17 protein-coding genes are annotated in these 19,452 nt (G+C 69.8%); 12 read left to right on the plus strand and 5 right to left on the minus strand.

Features of this window, described 5'->3' with window-relative positions:
- Positions 1-16 precede the first annotated feature (16 nt).
- The 9 genes from WFH44_RS18420 to WFH44_RS18460 all read left to right on the plus strand — a co-directional run bounded on the left by WFH44_RS18420 (position 17) and on the right by WFH44_RS18460 (position 10,419).
- Positions 17-2,500 (plus strand): GcvT family protein, encoded by a 2,484-nt coding sequence (locus WFH44_RS18420; RefSeq protein ID WP_336715675.1) that lies wholly within the window; start codon positions 17-19, stop codon positions 2,498-2,500.
- 101 nt (positions 2,501-2,601) lie between these two features.
- Positions 2,602-3,195 carry a helix-turn-helix domain-containing protein gene (locus WFH44_RS18425; RefSeq protein WP_336715676.1) on the plus strand — a complete coding sequence of 198 codons (594 nt, stop codon included), beginning with the start codon at positions 2,602-2,604 and terminating at the stop codon, positions 3,193-3,195.
- A gap of 50 nt (positions 3,196-3,245) precedes the next feature.
- Positions 3,246-4,355, plus strand: a complete 1,110-nt coding sequence (locus WFH44_RS18430) for an ABC transporter substrate-binding protein (protein ID WP_336715678.1) — start codon at positions 3,246-3,248, stop codon at positions 4,353-4,355.
- Entirely contained in the window at positions 4,352-5,272 is a 921-nt protein-coding gene (locus tag WFH44_RS18435; RefSeq protein ID WP_336715680.1) for an ABC transporter permease, read from the plus strand. The genes WFH44_RS18430 and WFH44_RS18435 overlap by 4 nt, the downstream gene beginning before the upstream one ends.
- Positions 5,269-6,063, plus strand: a complete 795-nt coding sequence (locus WFH44_RS18440) for an ABC transporter permease (RefSeq protein WP_336715682.1) — start codon at positions 5,269-5,271, stop codon at positions 6,061-6,063. The genes WFH44_RS18435 and WFH44_RS18440 overlap by 4 nt, the downstream gene beginning before the upstream one ends.
- Entirely contained in the window at positions 6,056-7,171 is a 1,116-nt protein-coding gene (locus WFH44_RS18445) for an ABC transporter ATP-binding protein (RefSeq protein ID WP_336715684.1), read from the plus strand. Before WFH44_RS18440 ends, WFH44_RS18445 begins: the two co-directional genes overlap by 8 nt.
- Before the next feature lie 78 nt (positions 7,172-7,249).
- Complete coding sequence (locus tag WFH44_RS18450) at positions 7,250-8,626, plus strand: NAD(P)/FAD-dependent oxidoreductase (protein ID WP_336715685.1); 1,377 nt, start codon at positions 7,250-7,252, stop codon at positions 8,624-8,626.
- A 164-nt stretch (positions 8,627-8,790) separates the two neighbouring features.
- Positions 8,791-9,987 (plus strand): cytochrome P450, encoded by a 1,197-nt coding sequence (locus WFH44_RS18455; protein ID WP_336715687.1) that lies wholly within the window; start codon positions 8,791-8,793, stop codon positions 9,985-9,987.
- A 27-nt stretch (positions 9,988-10,014) separates the two neighbouring features.
- Entirely contained in the window at positions 10,015-10,419 is a 405-nt protein-coding gene (locus tag WFH44_RS18460) for an SRPBCC family protein (RefSeq protein WP_336715689.1), read from the plus strand.
- A gap of 112 nt (positions 10,420-10,531) precedes the next feature.
- Here the strand turns inward: WFH44_RS18460 and WFH44_RS18465 are convergent, their stop codons facing one another.
- From WFH44_RS18465 to WFH44_RS18475, 3 genes are all read right to left on the minus strand, one after another.
- Positions 10,532-11,380 (minus strand): SDR family NAD(P)-dependent oxidoreductase, encoded by an 849-nt coding sequence (locus WFH44_RS18465; protein ID WP_336715691.1) that lies wholly within the window; start codon positions 11,378-11,380, stop codon positions 10,532-10,534.
- A gap of 191 nt (positions 11,381-11,571) precedes the next feature.
- Positions 11,572-12,744, minus strand: a complete 1,173-nt coding sequence (locus tag WFH44_RS18470; protein ID WP_336715693.1) for an NAD(P)/FAD-dependent oxidoreductase — start codon at positions 12,742-12,744, stop codon at positions 11,572-11,574.
- Complete coding sequence (locus tag WFH44_RS18475) at positions 12,741-12,926, minus strand: ferredoxin (RefSeq protein ID WP_336715695.1); 186 nt, start codon at positions 12,924-12,926, stop codon at positions 12,741-12,743. The genes WFH44_RS18470 and WFH44_RS18475 overlap by 4 nt, the downstream gene beginning before the upstream one ends.
- 180 nt (positions 12,927-13,106) lie before the next feature.
- Between WFH44_RS18475 and WFH44_RS18480 the strand changes: the two genes are divergently transcribed.
- From WFH44_RS18480 to WFH44_RS18490, 3 genes are all read left to right on the plus strand, one after another.
- Positions 13,107-13,604, plus strand: coding sequence for an HtaA domain-containing protein (locus tag WFH44_RS18480; RefSeq protein ID WP_336715697.1), 498 nt, complete (start codon positions 13,107-13,109; stop codon positions 13,602-13,604).
- On the plus strand, positions 13,591-14,547 hold the full coding sequence (locus tag WFH44_RS18485; RefSeq protein ID WP_336715699.1) for a LysR family transcriptional regulator: 957 nt from the start codon (positions 13,591-13,593) through the stop codon (positions 14,545-14,547). The genes WFH44_RS18480 and WFH44_RS18485 overlap by 14 nt, the downstream gene beginning before the upstream one ends.
- A gap of 178 nt (positions 14,548-14,725) precedes the next feature.
- On the plus strand, positions 14,726-15,904 hold the full coding sequence (locus WFH44_RS18490) for a cytochrome P450 (RefSeq protein WP_336715702.1): 1,179 nt from the start codon (positions 14,726-14,728) through the stop codon (positions 15,902-15,904).
- 95 nt (positions 15,905-15,999) lie between these two features.
- Here WFH44_RS18490 and WFH44_RS18495 read toward each other — a convergent pair whose 3' ends face one another.
- Complete coding sequence (locus WFH44_RS18495; RefSeq protein ID WP_336715705.1) at positions 16,000-17,196, minus strand: hypothetical protein; 1,197 nt, start codon at positions 17,194-17,196, stop codon at positions 16,000-16,002.
- Entirely contained in the window at positions 17,193-19,391 is a 2,199-nt protein-coding gene (locus WFH44_RS18500) for a multicopper oxidase family protein (RefSeq protein WP_336715707.1), read from the minus strand. The genes WFH44_RS18495 and WFH44_RS18500 overlap by 4 nt, the downstream gene beginning before the upstream one ends.
- Positions 19,392-19,452: the final 61 nt, after the last annotated feature.

Consider the following 19,452-nt stretch of genomic DNA (forward strand, 5'->3'; position numbering starts at 1 on the left):
CGGAAGGATGTTTCGCATGGACCGGCTCGTCGACAAGACCATTGGTGCCCACCTGTTCCTGACGGAGGACGAGGCGGCCGCCCCGCTGCCCGCGCAGGTCGAGAACCTGGTGATTGGCGGCGGCATCGCGGGCGCCAGCATCGCGGCCCACCTCGCCGAGCGCGGGGCGGGCGTCGCGCTGCTGGAGGCAAACGTCCTCGGGTCCGGCACTACGTGGCACGCGGCCGGCCTCGTCACGGGCAGCAGGACGACGACGGCGCTCACCAAGCTGGCGAGCTACGGCATCGGTCTCTACTCGGGTCTGGAGTCCCGCACCGGGATCGACGTGGCGTTCGAGCGGCGGGGATCGCTGATGGTGGCCCGGACCCCCGGGCGGGCGGACGAGGTTGACTATGCCTACGACGTCGCCGTCCTCAACGGGGTCGATGCCAAGCTGCTGGAACCCGAGGACGTGCGCAGCCTGTGGCCGGCCGCCGATCCGTCCGGCATCCTCAAGGCCCTGCTGGTCCCGGGCGACGGCCACATCAATCCGGGCTATGCGGCCATTGCGCTGGCGAAGCTGGCCCACGAGCACGGCGCCTCGATCCACGAACACGTCCGGGTGCAGGAGGTCCTCGTCGAAGACGGGCGCGCGGTGGGCGTCCGCACCGACCGCGGGGTGGTCCGCGCGGAGCGGGTTGTGCTGGCCTGCGGGCTCTGGACGCGGGAGTTGGCCGCCACGGCCGGGGCGCCCGTGCCGCTGTATCCCGCCGAGCATGTGCACGTCCGCACCGCCAAGGTCGCCGACGACATCGCCCGGCCGCCGGTGTTCCGGGACCTCGACAACCACTACTACATCCGCGGCGAGGACGGCCACCTGCTGGTCGGCGCCTTCGAGCCCGACGGCATTCCCCGCAACGCGGCAGAGGTCGCCTCCAACGGCTTCGCTGAGTTCCCGGCGGCGTGGGAGCACTTCGGGCCGATCCGCGCGAAGGCCGAGGCCGCCGTTCCGGTCCTCGCCGACACCGGCTTCGAGCGCTTCCTGAATGCGCCGGAGTCCTTCACTCCGGACGGGAACTTCCTGCTGGGCGAGACGGCGGAGGTGGGCTCGCTCTTCATCGCCGCGGGATTCAACTCGCAGGGCATCATTTTCGCGCCCGGGATCGGCAAGGAACTCGCCGAGTGGATGCTCTCCGGGGCTCCGGGGTTTGATGCATCCGCCGTCGACGTGCGCCGCTTCTCGCGGCACCAGTCCAATCCGCGCTATCTCCACGAACGCACCGCGGAGGCTCTGGGCCGGCTGTACGCCATGCACTGGCCGCAGCTCCAGCCGGTGACCGCCCGCAATGTCCGCCGCAGCCCGCTGCACGAACGGGCGGCCGCCCTGGGCGCCTGCTTCGGCGAGCAGAACGGCTGGGAACGCGCCAACTGGTACGGCGAGCCCGGCTCGTCGCCGGCCTACGAATACAGCTACGGGCGCCAGAACTGGTTCGAGCCGGTCCGCCGCGAACATCAGGCCGCCCGCAACGGGGTGGCGATTTTCGACCTCTCCTCTTTCGCGAAGATCGAGATTGCGGGGCCGGACGCGCTGGAGGTACTGCAGCGCACGGTCACGGCCGACGTCGACGTGGCCCCCGGAAAGGCGGTCTACACCCTGGCGCTGACGTCCCGCGGCGGTATCCAATTGGACGGCACGGTCCTGCGGCTCGAGGCCGACCGGTTCTGGCTGATCACCCCGGCGGCGTCCCAGGACCTGACCCTCGGGCTGCTGCGCTCGCAGGCGCGGGGGAGGGCCGCGGCGGTCTTCGACGCGACCAGCGGCTGGGCCGTGCTCGGCGTCATGGGGCCGCAGAGCCGGGAGCTGCTGGAATCGGTCTCGCCCGGTGTCTGGTCCGACGCGGATCTTCCGTACACGCACTCGGCGGAGGTTCCGCTCGGCGGCGGGACGGTGCGGGCGCTGCGGCTGAGTTTCGTGGGGGAGCTGGGCTACGAGCTGTACGTGCCGGCGGAGCTGGCGGTCGCCGTGTTCGACCAGCTGTGGGAAGCGGGCAGCGCCTTCGGGGCCCGCCTGGCCGGGTACCACGCGCTGGATTCGCTGCGCAGCGAGAAGGGCTTCCGCCATCTCGGCCACGACATCGGCCCCGCGGACGACCCCTACACGGCCGGCCTCGGCTTCACGGTCGCCGCCTCCAAGGACTTCGGCTTCACGGGCGGCCCCGCACTGCGGGACCTGGACCGGAAGTCGCTGCCGGAGCGGACCGTCTATGTGAAGCTGCTGGATCCCGAGCCGCTGCTGCACCACGACGAGGCCGTGCTGGTCAGCGGGATGGTGGTGGGCCAGGTGACCAGCGGCGCCTACGGGCACACCGTGGGCGCCGCGGTGGGGCATGCCCGCGTGGCAGCCGAGGTGGCTTCCGCTGGCGAGGTCGAGGCCCAGGTCCGGATCAAGGGCGTGCTGGTGCCGGCACTGCTCAGCCGCCGCCCGTTCTACGATCCGGCGGGCGAGCGGATGCGCGGATAGGCCGCCGCATCCAATAACGAATTATTAAATCTGCCTCACAGCCCTAGCCATCCTTGTTGTCTCTTCCGTATGGTGTTACTAAACATTCTGTAATGTGATCCATGTCACTTGGAGGTGTCGTGGCGGTTCAGCAGGCTTCGCCGGACGGCGTGGAGATCGGCGGCCGGATTCGTTCCGCCCGCGCGCTGCGCGGCATTTCGCTCCGCCGGCTGGCCGCCGACGCCGGGGTGAGCGCGGGCTTCATCTCCCACCTTGAGCACGGCCGGAGCGGGGTCAGTATCTCGACCCTGCGCAACATTGCGCGCGTGCTCGGCATGACGATTGCGGAACTCGTCGACGGCGAGCACAGCCAGGGCCGCGGGGTCCTGCGCCGGGAGGACCGGAAGAAGGTGCAGGCGGAGGGCGGCCTGACCAAATACCTCCTCTCGGCCACGCCGCTTCGCAACCTCGAGGTCTATGCCGGTGAGCTCCTGCCGGGCGGATCCACTGGCGCGGAACCCTACAGCCACGGGCACGCCCAGGAAATGGTCATCTGCCTCCGGGGCAGCGTCGAGGTCACCGTTGGGGACCAGGGCTACGTCCTGGCGGAAGGGGACCTCGTGGACCTGCACAGCTCCGTGCCGCACAAGCTGCGCAACGCCGGCGGCGACACGGCCGAAGTGCTGTGGATCATCAGCCCGCCCACCCCCGACTGAGCTTCGACTCCCGCTTAAGAACGCGATAACGCATGTTGAAAGGAAGCACAATGAGGATGACCATGAACCGCGGCCGCGCAGCACTGGCGCTCGCCGCCGTCGGACTCCTGGGCCTGACGGCCTGCGGGGGAGGCGCCCCGTCCGCCGAGGTCGACCTGGGCAGTGGCCCGGCCGAGGCGGGAACGGTCAAGGCGGACGCCCTCAACGGGCACACGTTGACGTTCGCCTCCTACGGCGGGATCTACCAGGACGGGCAGATGGAGGCCGCCGGCACGCCCTTCGGGGAGGAATCGGGCGCAACCATCCTCTCCGACGGACCCATGGAGTACGCCAAGATCCAGGCGCAGGTCGAATCCAACAACGTCACCTGGGATGTCGTGGACATGGACTCCACGTGGGCGGCCGGCCAGTGCGGGAAGAACCTGCAGAAGCTGGACTACAGCCTCATCGACATCTCCAACGTGCCGGAGGAGCTCACCAGCGACTGCTACGTCCCGGCCATGCAGTACGCCAACGTGGTCATGTACAACACGGAGAAGTACGGGCAGAACGCGCCGAAGACCTGGGCGGACTTCTTCGACGTGCAGAAGTTCCCGGGCAAGCGCGCCATCAACGGCTCCGACGTCGGACCGGTCATCGAGGGCGCGCTGCTCGCCGATGGCGTGGCGGAGAAGGACCTCTACCCGCTCGACGTCGACCGCGCGCTGAAGAAGCTGGACACCATCAAGGACCAGCTCATCTACTGGTCCACCGGCGCCGAGTCGCAGCAGATGCTCGAAACCGGCGAGGCGGACATGGCCGTGGTCTGGTCCGGCCGGGCCTACTCGGCCGTGAAGAACGGCGCAAAGTACGAGCCCGCCTGGGATACCGGGGTGCTGGTGGCGGACGTCCTCGGCGTGCCGACGAACGCCAAGAACCCGAAGGCCTCCATGGCCTTCATCAACTACTACCTGGGCAAGGAGCAGCAGGAGAAGCTGACGGAGACGACGTCCTACTCCCCGATCAACACGCAGTCCGAGCCCAAGATCGACGACCTCGCCAAGAAGTACCTCGTCTCGGCGCCGGAGATCAAGGACAAGCTCGTGGTCTCGGACTTCACCTGGTGGGGCGAGAACTACCCGGCGGCGCTCGAGAAGTACTTGGCCTGGATTAACGGATGACAGCCCTGCTCGAAAGCAGCGTTGGGCCCGCGGCACCCGCGGGCCCAACGCCCGGGACGGCGGCAGGCCGGCAGGGCCGCGGCTGGACGGTCTTCCTGCTGCTGCTGCCGGCAGCCCTGCTGGTCGTCGCGATGTTCTCCTATCCGTTGCTGGTGGCGGCCTGGCGCAGCCTTGCCTACCCCGAGCTCGGCACGCAGAACTACGCCTGGTTCTTCGACGGCGCCACCAACATCGGCGTCCTGCTCCGCACCGTGTGGATCGCCTTCCTGACCACGGTCATCTGCCTCGCCTTCGCCTATCCGTACGCGTACCTGATGGCCATCTCGGGCCGGCGCCTGAAGACGCTGCTGCTCGTCCTGGTGATGGTGCCCTTCTGGACCTCGCTGATGATCCGGACTTTCGCGTGGATCATCCTCCTGCAGGACAACGGCCTGGTCAATGAAGGGCTGGGCCTGTTCGGCATCGGGCCGCTGCCGCTCATGCGCAACACCACCGGCGTGCTGATCGGCATGGTGCAGGTGCTGCTGCCGTTCATGGTGCTGCCGCTCTACAACGCGATGGCGGGCGTGGACATGCGGCTCATGCAGGCGGCGACGAGCCTGGGCGCCAGGCCGAGCACGGCCTTCCTCAAGGTCTTCGTCCCGCTGGCCATGCCCGGCGTCCTCTCCGGAAGCCTGCTGGTATTCATCCAGGCGCTCGGCTTCTACATCACCCCGGCCCTGCTGGGGTCGCCGACCGAGATGCTGGTCTCGCAGTACATCTACGCACAGGTCAACGGCCAGCTGCAGTGGGGCCGCGGCAGCGTGCTCGGCGTGGTCCTGCTGGTGACCGTCCTGGTGCTGCTGGCGGCCGCGGCCGCGCTCGGCAGGGCGGGCCGGCGCCGGCAAGGCGCCGCGGCGAAACGGGAGGCGGCATGAAACACACACTGGTGACCCGTGGCCTCCTGTGGGTGTTTGCCGCAGTGGTGGCCGCACTGCTGGTGCTGCCGACCGCCGTCGTTATTCCGCTCAGCTTTACGGACAAGGCCTCGCTGGCCTTCCCGCCGACCGGCTGGTCGACGCGCTGGTACGAAAACTTCTTCGCCGATCCCACTTGGACACGTGCGCTGGGCAACTCCCTGGTCGTCGGCCTGCTGGTGGCGATCGTGGCGACGGTGTTCGGCACGGCCGCCGCGGTGGGGCTGCGCCGCTGGGCCAACCGCCGGGCGGCCGGCGTCACACAGGCCGTACTGCTGGCCCCGATCGTGGTGCCGGCGATCGTGCTGGCCATCGGCGTCTACGCCACGTTCCTGCAGCTGCAGCTGCTCGGCACAGTGCCCGGCTTCGTGCTGGCGCACAGCGTCCTGGCGCTGCCGTTCGTGGTCATTGCGGTCTCGGCGACGCTGGTCGGCTACGATGACCGGCTGACCTTGGCCGCGCTGAGCCTGGGCGCTTCGCGCTGGGCGGCCTTCCGCCAGGTCCAGCTGCCGCTGATCATGCCCGGCGTGGTCTCCGGGGCGCTCTTCGCGTTCGTTACGTCCTTCGACGAGGTTGTCCTGTCCATCTTCATCAAGAGCCCCTACCTGGAAACGCTGCCGGTGAAGATGTACGCCTCGGTCACGCGGGACACCGACCCCACCATCGCGGCGGCCGCCACCATGATCATGCTTCTGACCACCGCGGTCATCACCATTGGACTTCTCAGCCTGCGCAGGAGGAAACGTGCTTGAGAGCAGCACCATCACCAAGACGGGGACCCGGATCGACATCCGCAACGTCTCCAAGCACTACGCCGGGTCCACGGCCGTCGAGGACATCGACCTGACGATCGAGCCGGGCGAGTTCCTGACCCTCCTCGGGCCGTCGGGGTCGGGCAAGACCACGACCCTGAACCTGATCGCGGGGTTCACCGACCTCAGCGCGGGGCACATCGAGATCGACGGCGAACGGGTGGACAACATTCCCTCCCACCGGAGGGGGCTCGGCGTCGTGTTCCAGCACTACGCGCTCTTCCCGCACATGAGCGTCGAAGACAACATCGCCTTCCCGCTCAAGCAGCGCAAGGTCCCCAAGGCGGAGCAGAAGCGGCGCGTGGCCGAGGTCCTGGAGACCGTGGGCCTGGGCGGCTACGAAAACCGCCAGCCGGCGGAGCTCTCCGGCGGCCAGCAGCAGCGGGTCGCGTTCGCCCGGGCCATGGTGTTCGAGCCCCGCGCGCTGCTGATGGACGAGCCGCTCGGCGCGCTGGACAAGAACCTGCGGGAGAAGCTGCAGCTGGAGATCAAGCGGATCCACCAGGACGTGGGGCGGACCTTCGTCTTCGTCACGCACGATCAGGAGGAGGCGCTGGTCCTCAGCGACAGGATCGCGATCTTCAACAACGGGCGCATCGAGCAGGTCGGCCCCAGCCACGAGCTCTACGAGCGGCCGCGGACGCTGTTCGTGGCGACCTTCATGGGCGAATCGACCGTCCTCCGCGGCGAACCGGAGTGGCGGGGCAACGAGTGGACGCTTGGCTTCCACGGCGCGGCCCTGCGCGGCACCGCGGAGCCCTTCAATGGTCCGGCCGCGCTGGTGCTGCGGCCCGAGGATATCCACCTGTCGTCGCGGGAGGATGGCATTCCGGCCGGCCACCAGTACTGCCCGGTGACCATCACGCAGAGCATCTACCTGGGGTCCGGCCGCAAGTTCGAGCTGGCCCTGCCCGATGGCGCGACCGGCATCGTGCGCGGTCCGCTGGCCCGGGGAGCCGGGCTGGAGACCGGGGACCGGGCGTTCGCCTCCTGGCGCCCGGAGCGCGGCTCGCTGCTGCCGGACACCGGCTCCCGGTCCACGACCTAGGTTCCTGCCGCAAGCCGAGCTCCCTGCGGGGCCCGTTCCTCCCGCAGCCCCGTATCCCTCCGCAGAAAGGTTTCCCCAGTGACAGTCAACGGCAACGTCTCCTTCTGGTACGCCGCGGGCGGCGTCCCCTCGCCCCGTCCGTCGCTGCCGGGCGACGTCCGGGCCGACGTCGCGATTGTCGGCGCGGGGTACACCGGGCTGTGGACGGCCTACTACCTGAAGAAGGCCGAGCCGTCGCTCAACGTCGTGGTCCTGGAGGCCCGGTTCGCCGGCTTCGGGGCCTCGGGCCGCAACGGGGGCTGGCTGGCCAATACCATCACCGGAGGGCGGACCCGATACGAAAAGTCGCACGGCCGTGCCGTCGTCGGCCGGTTCCAGGAACTGCTGAACGAGGCCGTCGACGAGGTGTGCAAAGTAGCCGAGGCCGAAGGGATCGACGCGGACATCGTCAAGGGCGGTGAGCTGCTGGTGGCCCGCAACCGCGCGCAGCTGACCCGCCTGCACGAGCTCGCCGCGGAGGAGCGGCGCTGGCCGGAGGGCGGTGCGCGGCTGCTGACCGCGGAGGAAACAGCGGCCCGGGTGAACGTCGCCGCCGCGCTCGGCGGCATGCATGTCCCGCACTGTGCCCGCATCCACCCTGCCAAGCTCGTGCGGGGCCTGGCCGCCGCCGTCGAACGCCTCGGCGTGCCGATCTACGAGGACACCGAGGTCACCGAGATCCTGCCCGGCGCGGCGGTCACGCGGCGCGGGCGGGTCGAGGCGCGGCACGTCCTGCGCGCCACCGAGGGGTTCACCGCGAACCTCAAGGGGCTGCACCGCGAGTGGCTGCCGATGAACTCGTCGATGATCGTCACGGCGCCGCTGCCCGCCGCTGCCTGGGAACAGATCGGCTGGGAGGGACGGGAAACCCTGGAGGACCTCGCCCACGCCTATGTCTACCTGCAGCGCACGGCCGACGACCGCATCGCGATCGGCGGCCGCGGCGTGCCCTACCGCTACGGCTCGCGCACGGATACGGACGGGGCCACGCAGCCGGGCACCATCACCATGCTGACCTCCATCCTGCACGACATGTTCCCTGCCGCCCGGGGCCAGGACATCGAACACGCCTGGTCCGGGGTGCTCGGCGTGCCGCGGGACTGGAAGGCGACCGTCGGCTACGACCCGGCCAGCGGCCTCGGCTGGGCCGGCGGCTACGTGGGCACCGGCGTCACGGCGACAAACCTGGCCGGCAGGACACTCAGCGGCCTGGTGCTGGGCAGCGCCGGCGAGCTGGCCGCCATGCCGTGGGTCAACCGGAAGATCCGCCGGTGGGAGTTCGAGCCGCTGCGCTGGATCGCGGTGCAGGCGATGTACGCGCTGTACCACCGGGCCGACCGCGCCGAGGCGGGCGGCCTGGCGAGGACATCGGCGCTGGCCCGGTTCGCCGACAAGGTGTCCGGCCGGGGCTACTAGCGCCCGGGGCTGACCAGCCGTGCCTGAAAAGGGGCCGGTTTCCGCTGGAGCGCAGGCTGGCACCGGGTATAGGATCGGGCCTCACCGGGCCATGAGCCCGCCCATCCGGAGGCTTCCGCGCAGGCGTTGACCGGGGGTCGCCGGACCAACCAGGAAGGCCGGCCATGGAGAATCTGCGGGACCTTGAGCGGTCGCTGGATCCTTACCCCTTCTACGCGCAGATGCGGGAATCCGCTCCGGTCTTCCGCGGGGAGCGGGCCGGGCTGTGGCACGTTTTCCTCTACGACGACGTGCAGCGGGTGCTCTCCGACTACGAGGCGTTCTCCTCGCACCAGCCGCGCGAGGAACAGTCGGTCACGGGCCAGCTCTTCGCGGCGAGCCTGATCAACACGGACCCGCCGCGGCACCGGCAGCTGCGCTCGCTGGTCAGCCAGGCCTTCACGCCGCGTGCCGTGGAGGCGCTGGCCCCGCGGATCGAGGCGATCACCGGGGAGCTGCTGGACCAGGTCGCTTCCGCCGGAGCGGCCGACCTGGTCGAGGCGCTGGCCTACCCGCTGCCCGTGATCGTGATCGCGGAGCTCATGGGCATCCCCGCCGAGGACCGCGACCGCTTCAAGAAGTGGTCCGACGCGGTGGTCCAGACGGCTGGCCCGGAACGGGTGCGGGATGGCGCGGCCGGCCCCGCACAGCCCGCCAACCACGGCGAGATGGTGAGCTACTTCCTGGCCATGATCCAACAGCGCCGGCGCGACCCGGGACCGGACCTGATCAGCGCGCTGCTGGCCGCGGAGATCGACGGGCAGCAGCTCACCGTCCCCGAGCTGATCGGCTTCTGCGCCCTGCTGCTGGTGGCCGGCAACGAGACGACGACCAACCTGATCGGCAACGCCGTGCTGGCCTTCTCCGGCGCGCCCGGGAACTCCGGGAACCCCGGGATCACGGAGCGGCTGCGCGCCGAGCCGGACCTGCTGCCGCAGGCGATCGAGGAGGTGCTGCGCTACCGCTCGCCCGTGCACGCCATGTACCGTACGGCCATCGCCGACGTGGAGCTGGGCGGCCAGCGGATCCCCGCCGGCGACTCGCTCGTGGCGTGGATCGGTTCCGCCAACCATGACGAGCGGCACTTCGAGCGGCCGGAGGAGTTCGACGTCGACCGCGGCCACATCCGGCATCTCGCCTTCGGGCAGGGCGTCCACTTCTGCCTCGGCGCGCCGCTGGCCCGGCTCGAGGCCCGGATCGCGCTGCAGGCCGTGCTGACCCGGCTGCCCGGCCTGGCCGTCGCCCCCGACGCCCGGCTGGAACGGATGGAGAGCCCCATCATCTATGGAGTCAAGCAGCTTCCGGTCATCTGGCAGACTTAGCCCGGAGCAACCGGGAGGAAGAAGAACATGCTTGATGAGGACCGCGGAATCGTGCGGCTGGAGCAGCAGATTGCGGCGCCGCCCGCGAAGGTCTGGGAGGCGCTGACCACGCCCGGGCTGCACGCGAAGTGGTGGGCCGCCGGCGACATCGCGGCCGAGCCGGGCCACAGGTTCGAGCTGGACATGGGCAGGTTCGGGCAGCAGCCGTGCGAGATCCTCGAGGCCGTGGAGCACCGGAAGCTGCGCTATTCCTTCGGTCCGTCATGGACCTTGGCCTGGGAGGTGGAGGAGAACGACGGCGGCACGCGCCTGGTGCTGGAGCATTCCGGTTTCGATCTCCAGGATCCGCAGGGCCGCTTCGCCTTCACCGCGATGGGAGCGGGCTGGCGGGACGAGGTGCTGCCGCGGCTGGCCAGGCTCGTCGAGGGCTGAGCCGGATCCCTGCTGCGGGGACGCCAACGGCGGGGCCCACCGGAAGGGCGGTTTCAAGGGGTCGTTGTCCGGCGCGGAGCCGGACGAAGCTACGCGGCCGCGTTGCCGGGATTCAGGCGGGGATACCGAGCATGCCGGCGCTGGCCTGCCAGTGCCGCAGGACCAGGTCGTCGTCCGCGGCCTGCGGGCTGGTGCGGCCGGGCCGGCGGTGGTCGTCATAGTAGCCGCCGGACTGCCAGTCGGCGCCGGGCGTGCCGGTGCAGAAGTGGGCGAGGTTGGCGCCGCCGCGTTCGGACGAGATCAGGAACCGGCGCAGCCACGTGTGGTAGAAGGGGCGGAGGTAGCTGGTGCTTTCCGCCGCGAAGTTCGTCGCGACGTTGCCGGGATGGAACGCCACGGAGGAGAGGCCCCGTTCTGAATAGCGGGCGTGCAGTCCGCGGGTGAAGAGGATATTGGCGAGCTTGCCGTTGCCGTAGGCGCGGTTGGGGGTGAAGCCGCGCCAGGTGTTCAGGTCGTCGATGTCGACGCGGCCGAACAGCCGGGCGCCGATGCTGGAGGTATTGACGATGCTGGCGCGGCTGCCGAGCAGGACGTCGAGGAGCTCATGCGTGAGCAGGAACGGCGCCAAGTGGTTGATCTGGAAGGTCTTTTCGAACCCGTCGTTGGTCCGCTCGGGGCCGGCGAAGAGGCCGCCGGCGTTGTTCGCGAGGACGTCGATGCGCGGATAGGCCCCCTTCAGGTCCCGGGCCAGCGCACGGACCTGGCCGAGGTCGGCGAAATCCGCGGTGTACCAGTCGGCGTCGAGCGGCCGGGCGACATTCTCGGTCTTGCCCGGCGACCGCCCCACCAGGACCACGCGGTGGCCCTCGCCGTGCAGGAGCCGGGCAGCGGCCGCGCCGATCCCGTCGCTGGCGCCCGTCAGGACGATGGTCTTCGATGTGCTCGTGTTCGGCCCGGTCATCCGCAGTTCCCTTCGTGGGCACGCGCATTGGTGCGCTGCAGGCACAACGTTAGCGCCGCCGTCGTTATTCTGGCGTCCTCCCCGCCCTATCGACTCGGCGGCAGGTGCCCGGTTTCGCGCGGAAAGGGCATCTGCTGCCCAGTCGGCGGGATGGTGGAAGAGGGCCGGAAGGGTGGGAGAGGAATGGGAGGTCAGGCGGCGGACGGTGCGACGGCGGCGGGCGCCTTGGCGAGGCGGCGCAGCTTCGGGATCGGGATCCGGTAATTAAGGCCGACGGCGGTGCCCGTGCCGTCCGCGTGCGGCCAGCGCATGAGGGCCGGGCCGGCGTGCGGGTCGCCCTCGAGGAGCTCGGGCCGGCCGGCCAGGGGCAGGAAGCCGCTGGCCTTGAGGTTCAGGCCGAACTGCTCGGTCCAGAAGTAGGGCTGGAAGTCCAGCTCCGGCGCCTCATCGCCCTTGAGCAGCGCGACGGCCGCCGCCTTGCTCTGCTCGATGGCGCTGGTCCAGAGCGGGATCCGGCCGATGCCCCGGGCCGTGGGGAAGGCGGCCACGTCTCCGGCGGCGACGATGTCCGGACGAACGCGCCCGCGGGTGTCGACCTCGAGCCGGCCGTTGGCGAGCAGGCCGCTGGCCGCCAGCCACTCCGTGTTGGGGACATCGCCGACGGCGCTGATGACGAGGTCGGCCTCGAGGTCCGAACCGTCGGCCAGGGACACCCGGGGCCGTCCGCCGTCGTCCTGGAGGCCGAGGGCGCGGGAGGGTGCAAGCTTCAGCCCGGCGCCCAGCGCCGCGGAGAGGAAGACCTCGGACAGGTACGGGCCGAGCTGGGCGGTGAGCGGCCGGTCGCGGGACACGAGCGTGACATCGCAGCCGACCGACAGGCAGCCGGAGGCGATCTCCATGCCCAGGGCGCCGCCGCCGACCACGACGACCGACGGACGGTCCGCGATCCGGCGCCGCAGCGTGAGCGCGTCCTCGATGCTCCGCAGCGTCAGTTCGTTCCGGTGCGCCGGCCCGCCGGTTCCGAGGCGGCGGGCGCGCGATCCGGTGGCGAGGACGACGCCGTCGTAGGGCAGATCGGTGCCGTCCTCGAGGAGCACGAGCTTCCGTCCGGCGTCCAGCCCGGCGGCGCTGACTCCGAGGATCTCCTGTGCTTCGTGGCTCGCGGCCGGCAGTTCGTGGGATGTCATGTCCTCGGTGTCGAGCAGTGCCGCCTTGGAGAGCGCGGGACGGCTGTACGGCGCATGCTGCTCGTCGCCGACGATGGTCAGCTCGCCGTCGAAACCCGCCGCCCGCAGCGAGTCCGCCGCCGTGACGCCGGCAATGCCGTTGCCGACGACGACAATCCGTTCCATCCGCATGGTCATGCCAGCTTCAGGGCGGCAACGGGGCAGACACGCACGGCTGCCTTCGCCGCGTCGAGGTGGCCGTCGACCTGCTTGACGTCCAGGACCAGCTCGCCCTCATCGTCCAGATGCATCAGCTGCGGGGCGGCTTCTTCGCACAGGCCGTGCCCCTCGCAGCGCGGCCGATCCAGGATGATGTTCATTGCTTCCTCCGCTGGGTCTGGGGTGTGTCCGGTGCCACAACCCGGTGTTCGAAAAGCTTGGCAGGCGGGGTCATGTTCGGCAAATGAATACTTTTCATTGCTGATGTGCATGGAATGAATAGGTTGCTATGCTGGCCGGCAAGCGCGCCGGAGCGGCCGGCCCTGGGAGTGAGGTGTTCGATGGTGGTGCAGCCGGGGCTGACCTGGAACGTGAAAGACAGTTTCGTTGCCTATGTGGAGGCCCTCGACGACGGCGCCGCGGAGGCGCTCTCGCCGGCGTCCCGGCTGGAGGCGGGTTTCCACTTTCCGTGGGATGAGGCCGTTCCGGTCAGGGATCCCGACAGCTTTTCCGGGGCCCTGCAGTTCGTGGGTGCCGTCCGGTTTGCCGGGCACTGGGGCGCCCTCGACGTCGAACTCCGTGATCCGCGGATCGAACTGGCCGGCGGCGCCGGCACGCTGCTGGTCCGCGAGCGGGGCGGGCTGGAGGCGGGCAAGATGCTTCCCTTCGCAGGTTTGGAGGCTGGTCCCCGCGTGGAAGGAGCCGACGGCTCCCTCCTGCTGGAGCTGTCCGCGTCGCTGACCGGTCATGGGCGCCTGCTGCTGGGTGGTCAGTACGACGCGGGACAGCCGCTGAGCCCGCTCCAGATCGCCTTCCCCGCGCGCCATGGCCGACCGTAACGCCGGTTCCGCGACCGATGCGGACCTGTCCCGGCTGGCCTCGGTGGACCTCAACCTGCTGGTGCCGCTGCTGGCACTCCTCGAGGAGCGGTCCGTCACCAGGGCGGCCCGCAAGGTGGGGCTTTCCCAGCCTGCCATGAGCCACGGGCTGAACCGGACCCGCCGGCTGCTCAATGATGAACTTCTGGTGCGGCAGGGGCGCGGGATGGTGCTCACTCCGCGGGCCGCCGAACTCATCGTGCCGCTGCGCCAGGCGCTGTACCAGGCGGCCAGGATCGTCACGGGCACCAGTTTCGACCCCGCCGTCGACCACCGCCTGATCACCGTGGCGATGACCAACAGCACCGCGTTCGTGATCGGCAGCGAGCTGAGCCGGCTGCTGGCGGAGCGGGCACCGAATGTCGTGCTGCGGCTGCGCACGACGAGCGTCACGACAAGCGCGGCGTTCGCCGAGGATGCGGCCGACGTCGTGCTGCTCCCCGAGGCATTTCCCACGCCGCATCCGCGGGAGCGGCTGTACGACGACCGGTGGGTGGTGGTGGCATCGTGGAACGAGCCCAAGGACGCCGATGCGCTGGAACTGCTGGAGAAGGTGCCGCATGTCTTCCTCGATGAGCCCGCCGAGCGCCAGCGGCCCTACGAGATCCTGGACGAGAAGAAGATCCAGTACCGGGTGCGCCAGCGGGTGTCGGACTACCTGTTCATCCCGCACCTGATCGCGCAGTCCGGCGGCGGGGTGGCCATCCATCGGTACCAGGTCGGGCTGGAATTCGAGGGCCGGTTCGACCTGCGGGTAGAGGAGTTTCCGTTTCCCATCGAGGCCCTCGGCATCGACATGGTGTGGAATCCCTGGCTGGCCGACGGCCCCTTCAAGACCTGGCTCCGCGAGATGCTCATCGAGGCGGCTGCGCCGCTGCGTGCCCGCTACCGGCCGCCGCAGTAGGCCATTCAGCTCCTGCATGGAACGTATGCGGAATATTCAGTTCCCCTATTTCCCGAAGTTGGCTTGAATGAGTTTCGGTGGTGTGAGTCAGGTCTCACCACCGGAAGCAGACAACGATTCGCGCCGGGAGCAAGCCTGCCCGCCGGTGCGAATCCCGAGCCACCATGTGAGGTGCCTGATGACCGTTGAGACATCGGTTTCATCCAAGATCGACTTGTTCTCCGACGAGGTCCTGCTGGACCCCTACCCCTTCTTCGCCGAGCTGCGCGAACAGGCCTCCGTGGTCCGCCTCGAGAAGAACGGCGTCTGGGCGCTGACCCGGTATGACGTGATCCGCGACGCGCTGGCCAACTGGGAGGTCTTCTCTTCCACGGCAGTGGCTTTCAACGACGATATGAATGCCGCGCTCGTCGGGACGAGCCTGGCCACCGATCCGCCGGAGCACCAGCGGCTCCGTGCGGCGCTGACCGAGAACCTCACGCCGCGGGCGCTTCGCAAGCTCAAGGGGAGCATCGACGAAAAGGCCGACGCGCTGGTGGCGGAGCTGGTGGAGCGCGGCTCGTTCGACGCGATCGACGACCTCGCCCGGGCGCTGCCCATCGCCGTGGTGACCGACCTGATCGGCCTGCAGGGCGTGGCCCGCGAGAACATCCTCCGGTGGGGCGAGGCGGCTTTCAACGTCCTCGGCCCGATGAATGAGCGCACCATGCAGAACTTCCCGGTGGCCGGTGAGCTGTTCCAGTGGTGCTCCGGCGTCCAGGCCAGCGACCTGGCGGAGGGCAGCATGGGCCGCGCCATCTTCGCCGCCGCCGAGCGCGGCGAGATCCCGATGGAGAGCTGCGGCCACATCATCCACCAGTACCTCGGCGCCGGCGTGGACACCACCATCGCGGCGATCGGCAACGCCATCGCGCAGTTCGCGGCGAACCCGGACCAGTTCGACCTCGTCCGCGAGGACCGGTCCATCATCCCGTCCGCCTTCAACGAAGTCCTGCGCTACGAAGCGCCCGCCCATGCCTTCGCGCGGCTGGTCAAGCAGGACATCGAAATTGACGGCACCTTGATCCCCGCCGGGGACAAGGTCGCCATCCTCTACGGCTCCGGCAACCGGGATCCGCGCCACTACGAGAACCCCGATGCCTTCCTGGCCAGGCGGAACCCGGTGGACCATCTCTCCTTCGGCTACGGCGTGCACAGCTGCGCCGGGCAGGGCCTGGCCCGGCTCGAGGCCCATGCCGTGATCGATTCCCTGGCCCGCCGGGTGCGCCGCTTCACCGTCGGCGAGGCGCAGCGCGCCATCAACAACATGACTCATAGCCTCGACAAGCTGCCGGTCCTGGAGATCGAGCCGGCCTAGTCCGGCCACCCGGCCGCCGCGGAAAGGGATAGGCCCCTCCGAAGCCGGAGGGGCCTGTCCCTTGCCGAACCGCGAGCGGGTGGTGGCTGCGGCGGCTAGGGGACGGTGTTGAGGCCGCCGGAACCCGGGGAGTCGGCCGTGCCCGGGACGGAGGCTGTCGCTTCGTCCGTGTGGACGACGGCGGCGGCGTGGTTCGCGGCCGCGTTGCCGGAGGTGCCGGCCGGCGTCCACACCGCGCCCAGCCCCATCGCCGTCCCGCTGGCAATCAGGCAGATGCCGAGGGCCGCGGGGAGCAGCCGGACCGGGCGGCCGCGCGGCCCGTCGGCCGGAAGCAACGGGAGCGGCCGGGACCGGTATGCAATCCCGGCCGCCACAATGGCAACGGCGGCCGCCTCCAGCACGGTGGCGGCCAGATCCGCGGTGCCGACCGCCTCGGGCACTCCGGGGGAGGGGCCGAACGGCAGTCCGCCGCTCCGCGATGCAGCCCAGACCGCCAGCGGCAGGACCGACACCGCCCCCGCAACATAGAGCGGCCAGCGCCTGGCGGTCGCCGCCACGCAGACGGCGAGCGTCAACTGGACGAGGCCGAGCTCGAAGAAGAACACCCCGGCCGCCCGCCATTCCTCCAGATGCTCCGGCACCACGGCGAAGTGGATGGCGGCGCTTCCGGCCAGGGCCGCGGCCAGCGCGAGCCGGCCCGGGTGGACCTCGCGCCGGCGGCGTGGCGATGCCGCCGGCGCGTCGCGCGCCAGCACCGGCATCCGGCCGCCGCAGACCGCGGCGACCCACCCGACGGCGAGGAGGTTGCTGACCAGCAGCAGCGCCGTGCCGGAGCCGAGGGCCTGCAGCTGCACGCCCGCTGCCGCCTGCTGCATCCGGTCCAGGCAGCCGCCGAAGCACGTGCCGCTCATCGAGCCGGACATGCCGAGCCCCGCGGCCTGGAGCGTGTAGTCGGCCCAGCCCTGTCCCGCGAGCAGGACGGCGCCCGGCAGCGTTGCAAGGGACGCCACCAGCAACCAGGCGCGCAGCGTCGGGTGCGCCCGCCGGCGTCCTCGCGACGGTGGGCGCGATGCCAGCCGGGCGGCCAGCACCACCGCGGCGAGCACGGCGAAGACCAGCAGCGGCACGGCCAGCAGCGAGTCGTGGATCCAGGTGGCAAAGGGGTGCTGGGTGTTCCGGATCGAGCCCACCGCGCCGCGCAGCGAGACGCTCCAGAACCCGTCGATGAAGGCCAGCAGCACGGCGAGTACGACGACGCCGGGCCAGGCTATGCGCTTGGTTTCCGTCTTCATGGCGTGATCTCCCAGCCGAACATCATTGCGTGGTCCTCGTGCGCCAGGTTGTGGCAGTGGGCGACATAGGGCCCGGTGAAATCGCGGAAACCGCGGTAGACGATGACGGACTCACTCGGATCCAGCGCCACCAGGTCCTCGCGGGAGACGTCGTCCGGATGGCCCTTGTCCGGGGTCTTGGTGACGTCCCGGCCGTTGCGCATCACGGTGCGGTGCTCCTCCATGTGCAGGTGGAAGGGGTGCACCCAGCCGCCGCCTCCGTTGCGGATCTCCCACAGGGCGAAGCTGCCCTTCTTCTGCTGGGCCAGCGGCGTGGCTCCCCGCGGGTTCCTCAGGCTGCTGGCCACGGTGGCCGGTTCGAACGGCTTGCCGTTGATGAGCCACTCGACGTCCGGGCCGGAACTGCCGCGCTCGACCTCGAAGATCTTCCGGTCGTCGAGCAGGTTCCGCCAGTTCGAGGGCAGCGGCGGCAGGGCGCGCAGCTGCTGCATCGGCTGCGGGATGAGGCTGTTGTCCGGCGCCGAATCGCCGATCACGAACTTCAGCACGGGCACCTTGTAGTTGGGGTCGGACGAAAAGCGCGAGGAGGTCTCCCACATGCGGCCGTCCGGCATCTTCATCACGTTGGTCAGATAGACAACATCGCCCTTGGTGGTGGGCGTGCCGTCCTGGTAGCGGGTGAAGTCGATGATGACTTCGCGGCGCTTGGCCGGCCACAGCTCGAAGGAGTCGCGGGGGATCGCGAAGGGGAGCAGGCCGCCGTCGGACGCTATCTGCGTGAACTTCATGCACTGCTGGCCGTCCGGGATCCGGTACTGGCCCTCGAGCTCGTCGCCCTTGTAGCCGAGGGAGACTGAGGACTTGGGGCCCTTGGTGGAGGACATCAGCTTGAACTCGTAGATCCGGGCGATGGACGCGTCGAGGAAGCGGAACCGGTACTTGCGGCGCTTGACGTGCATGACCGGGTAGGCGGTGCCGTTGACCGTGAAGAGGTCGCCGACGAAGCCGTGGTTGGGGAAGTGCCGGTAGAAGGTCTTGCCCCACCACTCCGGGTGGGTCTTGGGGTTCTGCGCCTCCGGGTACTCGCCCATGCCGTCGTGGACGTCCTTGTGCGTGGTGACGCCGTCGTCGAGCCGGCAGTCGTAGAACGCGAGCGGCACGTCGTAGTCCACGTCGAACGAGCCGTCGCCGTAGTTCTTGCGGACGCCGGGCAGGCGCAGGCCGCGGCGCTCGTCGCCCATGTCGGTGCCGTTCTTCTGGTCGTAGATCGGGTAGAGGCCGACCATGCCCTTGTAGACGTTCGAGCCGGTGTGGTCCATGCGGTGGTCGTGGAACCAGAAGAAGCTTTGCTTCTCCCGGTCGTCGCCCCCGGCGGGCCAGTTCAGGTAGAGGTTGTCGCACCAGGTGCCCGGCTCGTAGCCGACCGCCTTCGGGCCGTACAGCATGCTGTAGTGCGGGTTGCCGTCGCTCTCCGGCGCGGTGTGGGCATTGTGCAGGTGCGTCAGGAAAGAGGCGTCGGGCGCGCCGAAGTCCTGCCGGTCCAGGTTCATCGGGTTCTCGTCGAGGTGGTTGGCGAAGCGCACCAGCACCGGCCGGCCGTACTCGGCGTTGATCCGCGGGCCCGGGAAGGTGCCGTTGAAGCCGTAGATGGTGCTCGGCGGCAGCGTCCGTCGGGTGCCCGCGGCGTAGATCCGGCCGGATGCGTCGAAGGACCTCGCCGGCCGGCCGTTCTTGTCGATCGGCAGGACCTGGGATGTGGTGAACGCGTGGGTGCGGACCTGCAGGTCGATCTTGTAGACCAGCGGATCCGGGTAGCCGATCGCGCTGGGCCAGATCTGGTGCCGCTCGTTGGCGATCGAGTTCTGCTGTCCGTTGCCCGGGCCCGGAGGGCTGGCCCAGCTCGAATACTCCGTGCGCGCGACCGGCCGCAGCGCCCGCGGGATCGGCAGCTCGTCCGTGAACGGCGAGACGATCAGCGGACTGGTCGGAAACGTCTCGACATAGAACAGCAGATCGGACAGCTCGGTCGACGTCGCCGCGAACGCGCCGTCCGCCGAGAGCAGCCCGCGCTGCTCCAGGAACGGGCCGCCGAAGCCCCGGGCGGCCAGCAGCGCGGCCCCCAGTCCGCCTGCCGCAGCCACCCTGAGCAGGGTGCGCCGGCCGATTCCATCATGGTCATGATTTTCCTGTGGCATGATGCCACCCCCAACGATATGGCGGGGCGCTGCCCGCCGCCATGGCGAACCCACGCACCCG

Source organism: Arthrobacter sp. USHLN218 (genome assembly GCF_037144715.1).
GTDB lineage: Bacteria > Actinomycetota > Actinomycetes > Actinomycetales > Micrococcaceae > Crystallibacter.

What these genes read in the sequence shown, in the direction of transcription:
- WFH44_RS18470 (WP_336715693.1), bottom strand. Translation starts at nt 12,744, where the DNA reads ATGACCATGCGGATGGAACGGATTGTCGTCGTCGGCAACGGCATTGCC.
- WFH44_RS18485 (WP_336715699.1), top strand. Translation starts at nt 13,591, where the DNA reads ATGGCCGACCGTAACGCCGGTTCCGCGACCGATGCGGACCTGTCCCGG.
- WFH44_RS18465 (WP_336715691.1), bottom strand. Translation starts at nt 11,380, where the DNA reads ATGACCGGGCCGAACACGAGCACATCGAAGACCATCGTCCTGACGGGC.
- WFH44_RS18440 (WP_336715682.1), top strand. Translation starts at nt 5,269, where the DNA reads ATGAAACACACACTGGTGACCCGTGGCCTCCTGTGGGTGTTTGCCGCA.
- WFH44_RS18495 (WP_336715705.1), bottom strand. Translation starts at nt 17,196, where the DNA reads ATGAAGACGGAAACCAAGCGCATAGCCTGGCCCGGCGTCGTCGTACTC.
- WFH44_RS18475 (WP_336715695.1), bottom strand. Translation starts at nt 12,926, where the DNA reads ATGAACATCATCCTGGATCGGCCGCGCTGCGAGGGGCACGGCCTGTGC.
- WFH44_RS18430 (WP_336715678.1), top strand. Translation starts at nt 3,246, where the DNA reads ATGAGGATGACCATGAACCGCGGCCGCGCAGCACTGGCGCTCGCCGCC.
- WFH44_RS18460 (WP_336715689.1), top strand. Translation starts at nt 10,015, where the DNA reads ATGCTTGATGAGGACCGCGGAATCGTGCGGCTGGAGCAGCAGATTGCG.
- WFH44_RS18435 (WP_336715680.1), top strand. Translation starts at nt 4,352, where the DNA reads ATGACAGCCCTGCTCGAAAGCAGCGTTGGGCCCGCGGCACCCGCGGGC.
- WFH44_RS18490 (WP_336715702.1), top strand. Translation starts at nt 14,726, where the DNA reads ATGACCGTTGAGACATCGGTTTCATCCAAGATCGACTTGTTCTCCGAC.
- WFH44_RS18420 (WP_336715675.1), top strand. Translation starts at nt 17, where the DNA reads ATGGACCGGCTCGTCGACAAGACCATTGGTGCCCACCTGTTCCTGACG.
- WFH44_RS18455 (WP_336715687.1), top strand. Translation starts at nt 8,791, where the DNA reads ATGGAGAATCTGCGGGACCTTGAGCGGTCGCTGGATCCTTACCCCTTC.
- WFH44_RS18480 (WP_336715697.1), top strand. Translation starts at nt 13,107, where the DNA reads ATGGTGGTGCAGCCGGGGCTGACCTGGAACGTGAAAGACAGTTTCGTT.
- WFH44_RS18425 (WP_336715676.1), top strand. Translation starts at nt 2,602, where the DNA reads ATGTCACTTGGAGGTGTCGTGGCGGTTCAGCAGGCTTCGCCGGACGGC.
- WFH44_RS18500 (WP_336715707.1), bottom strand. Translation starts at nt 19,391, where the DNA reads ATGCCACAGGAAAATCATGACCATGATGGAATCGGCCGGCGCACCCTG.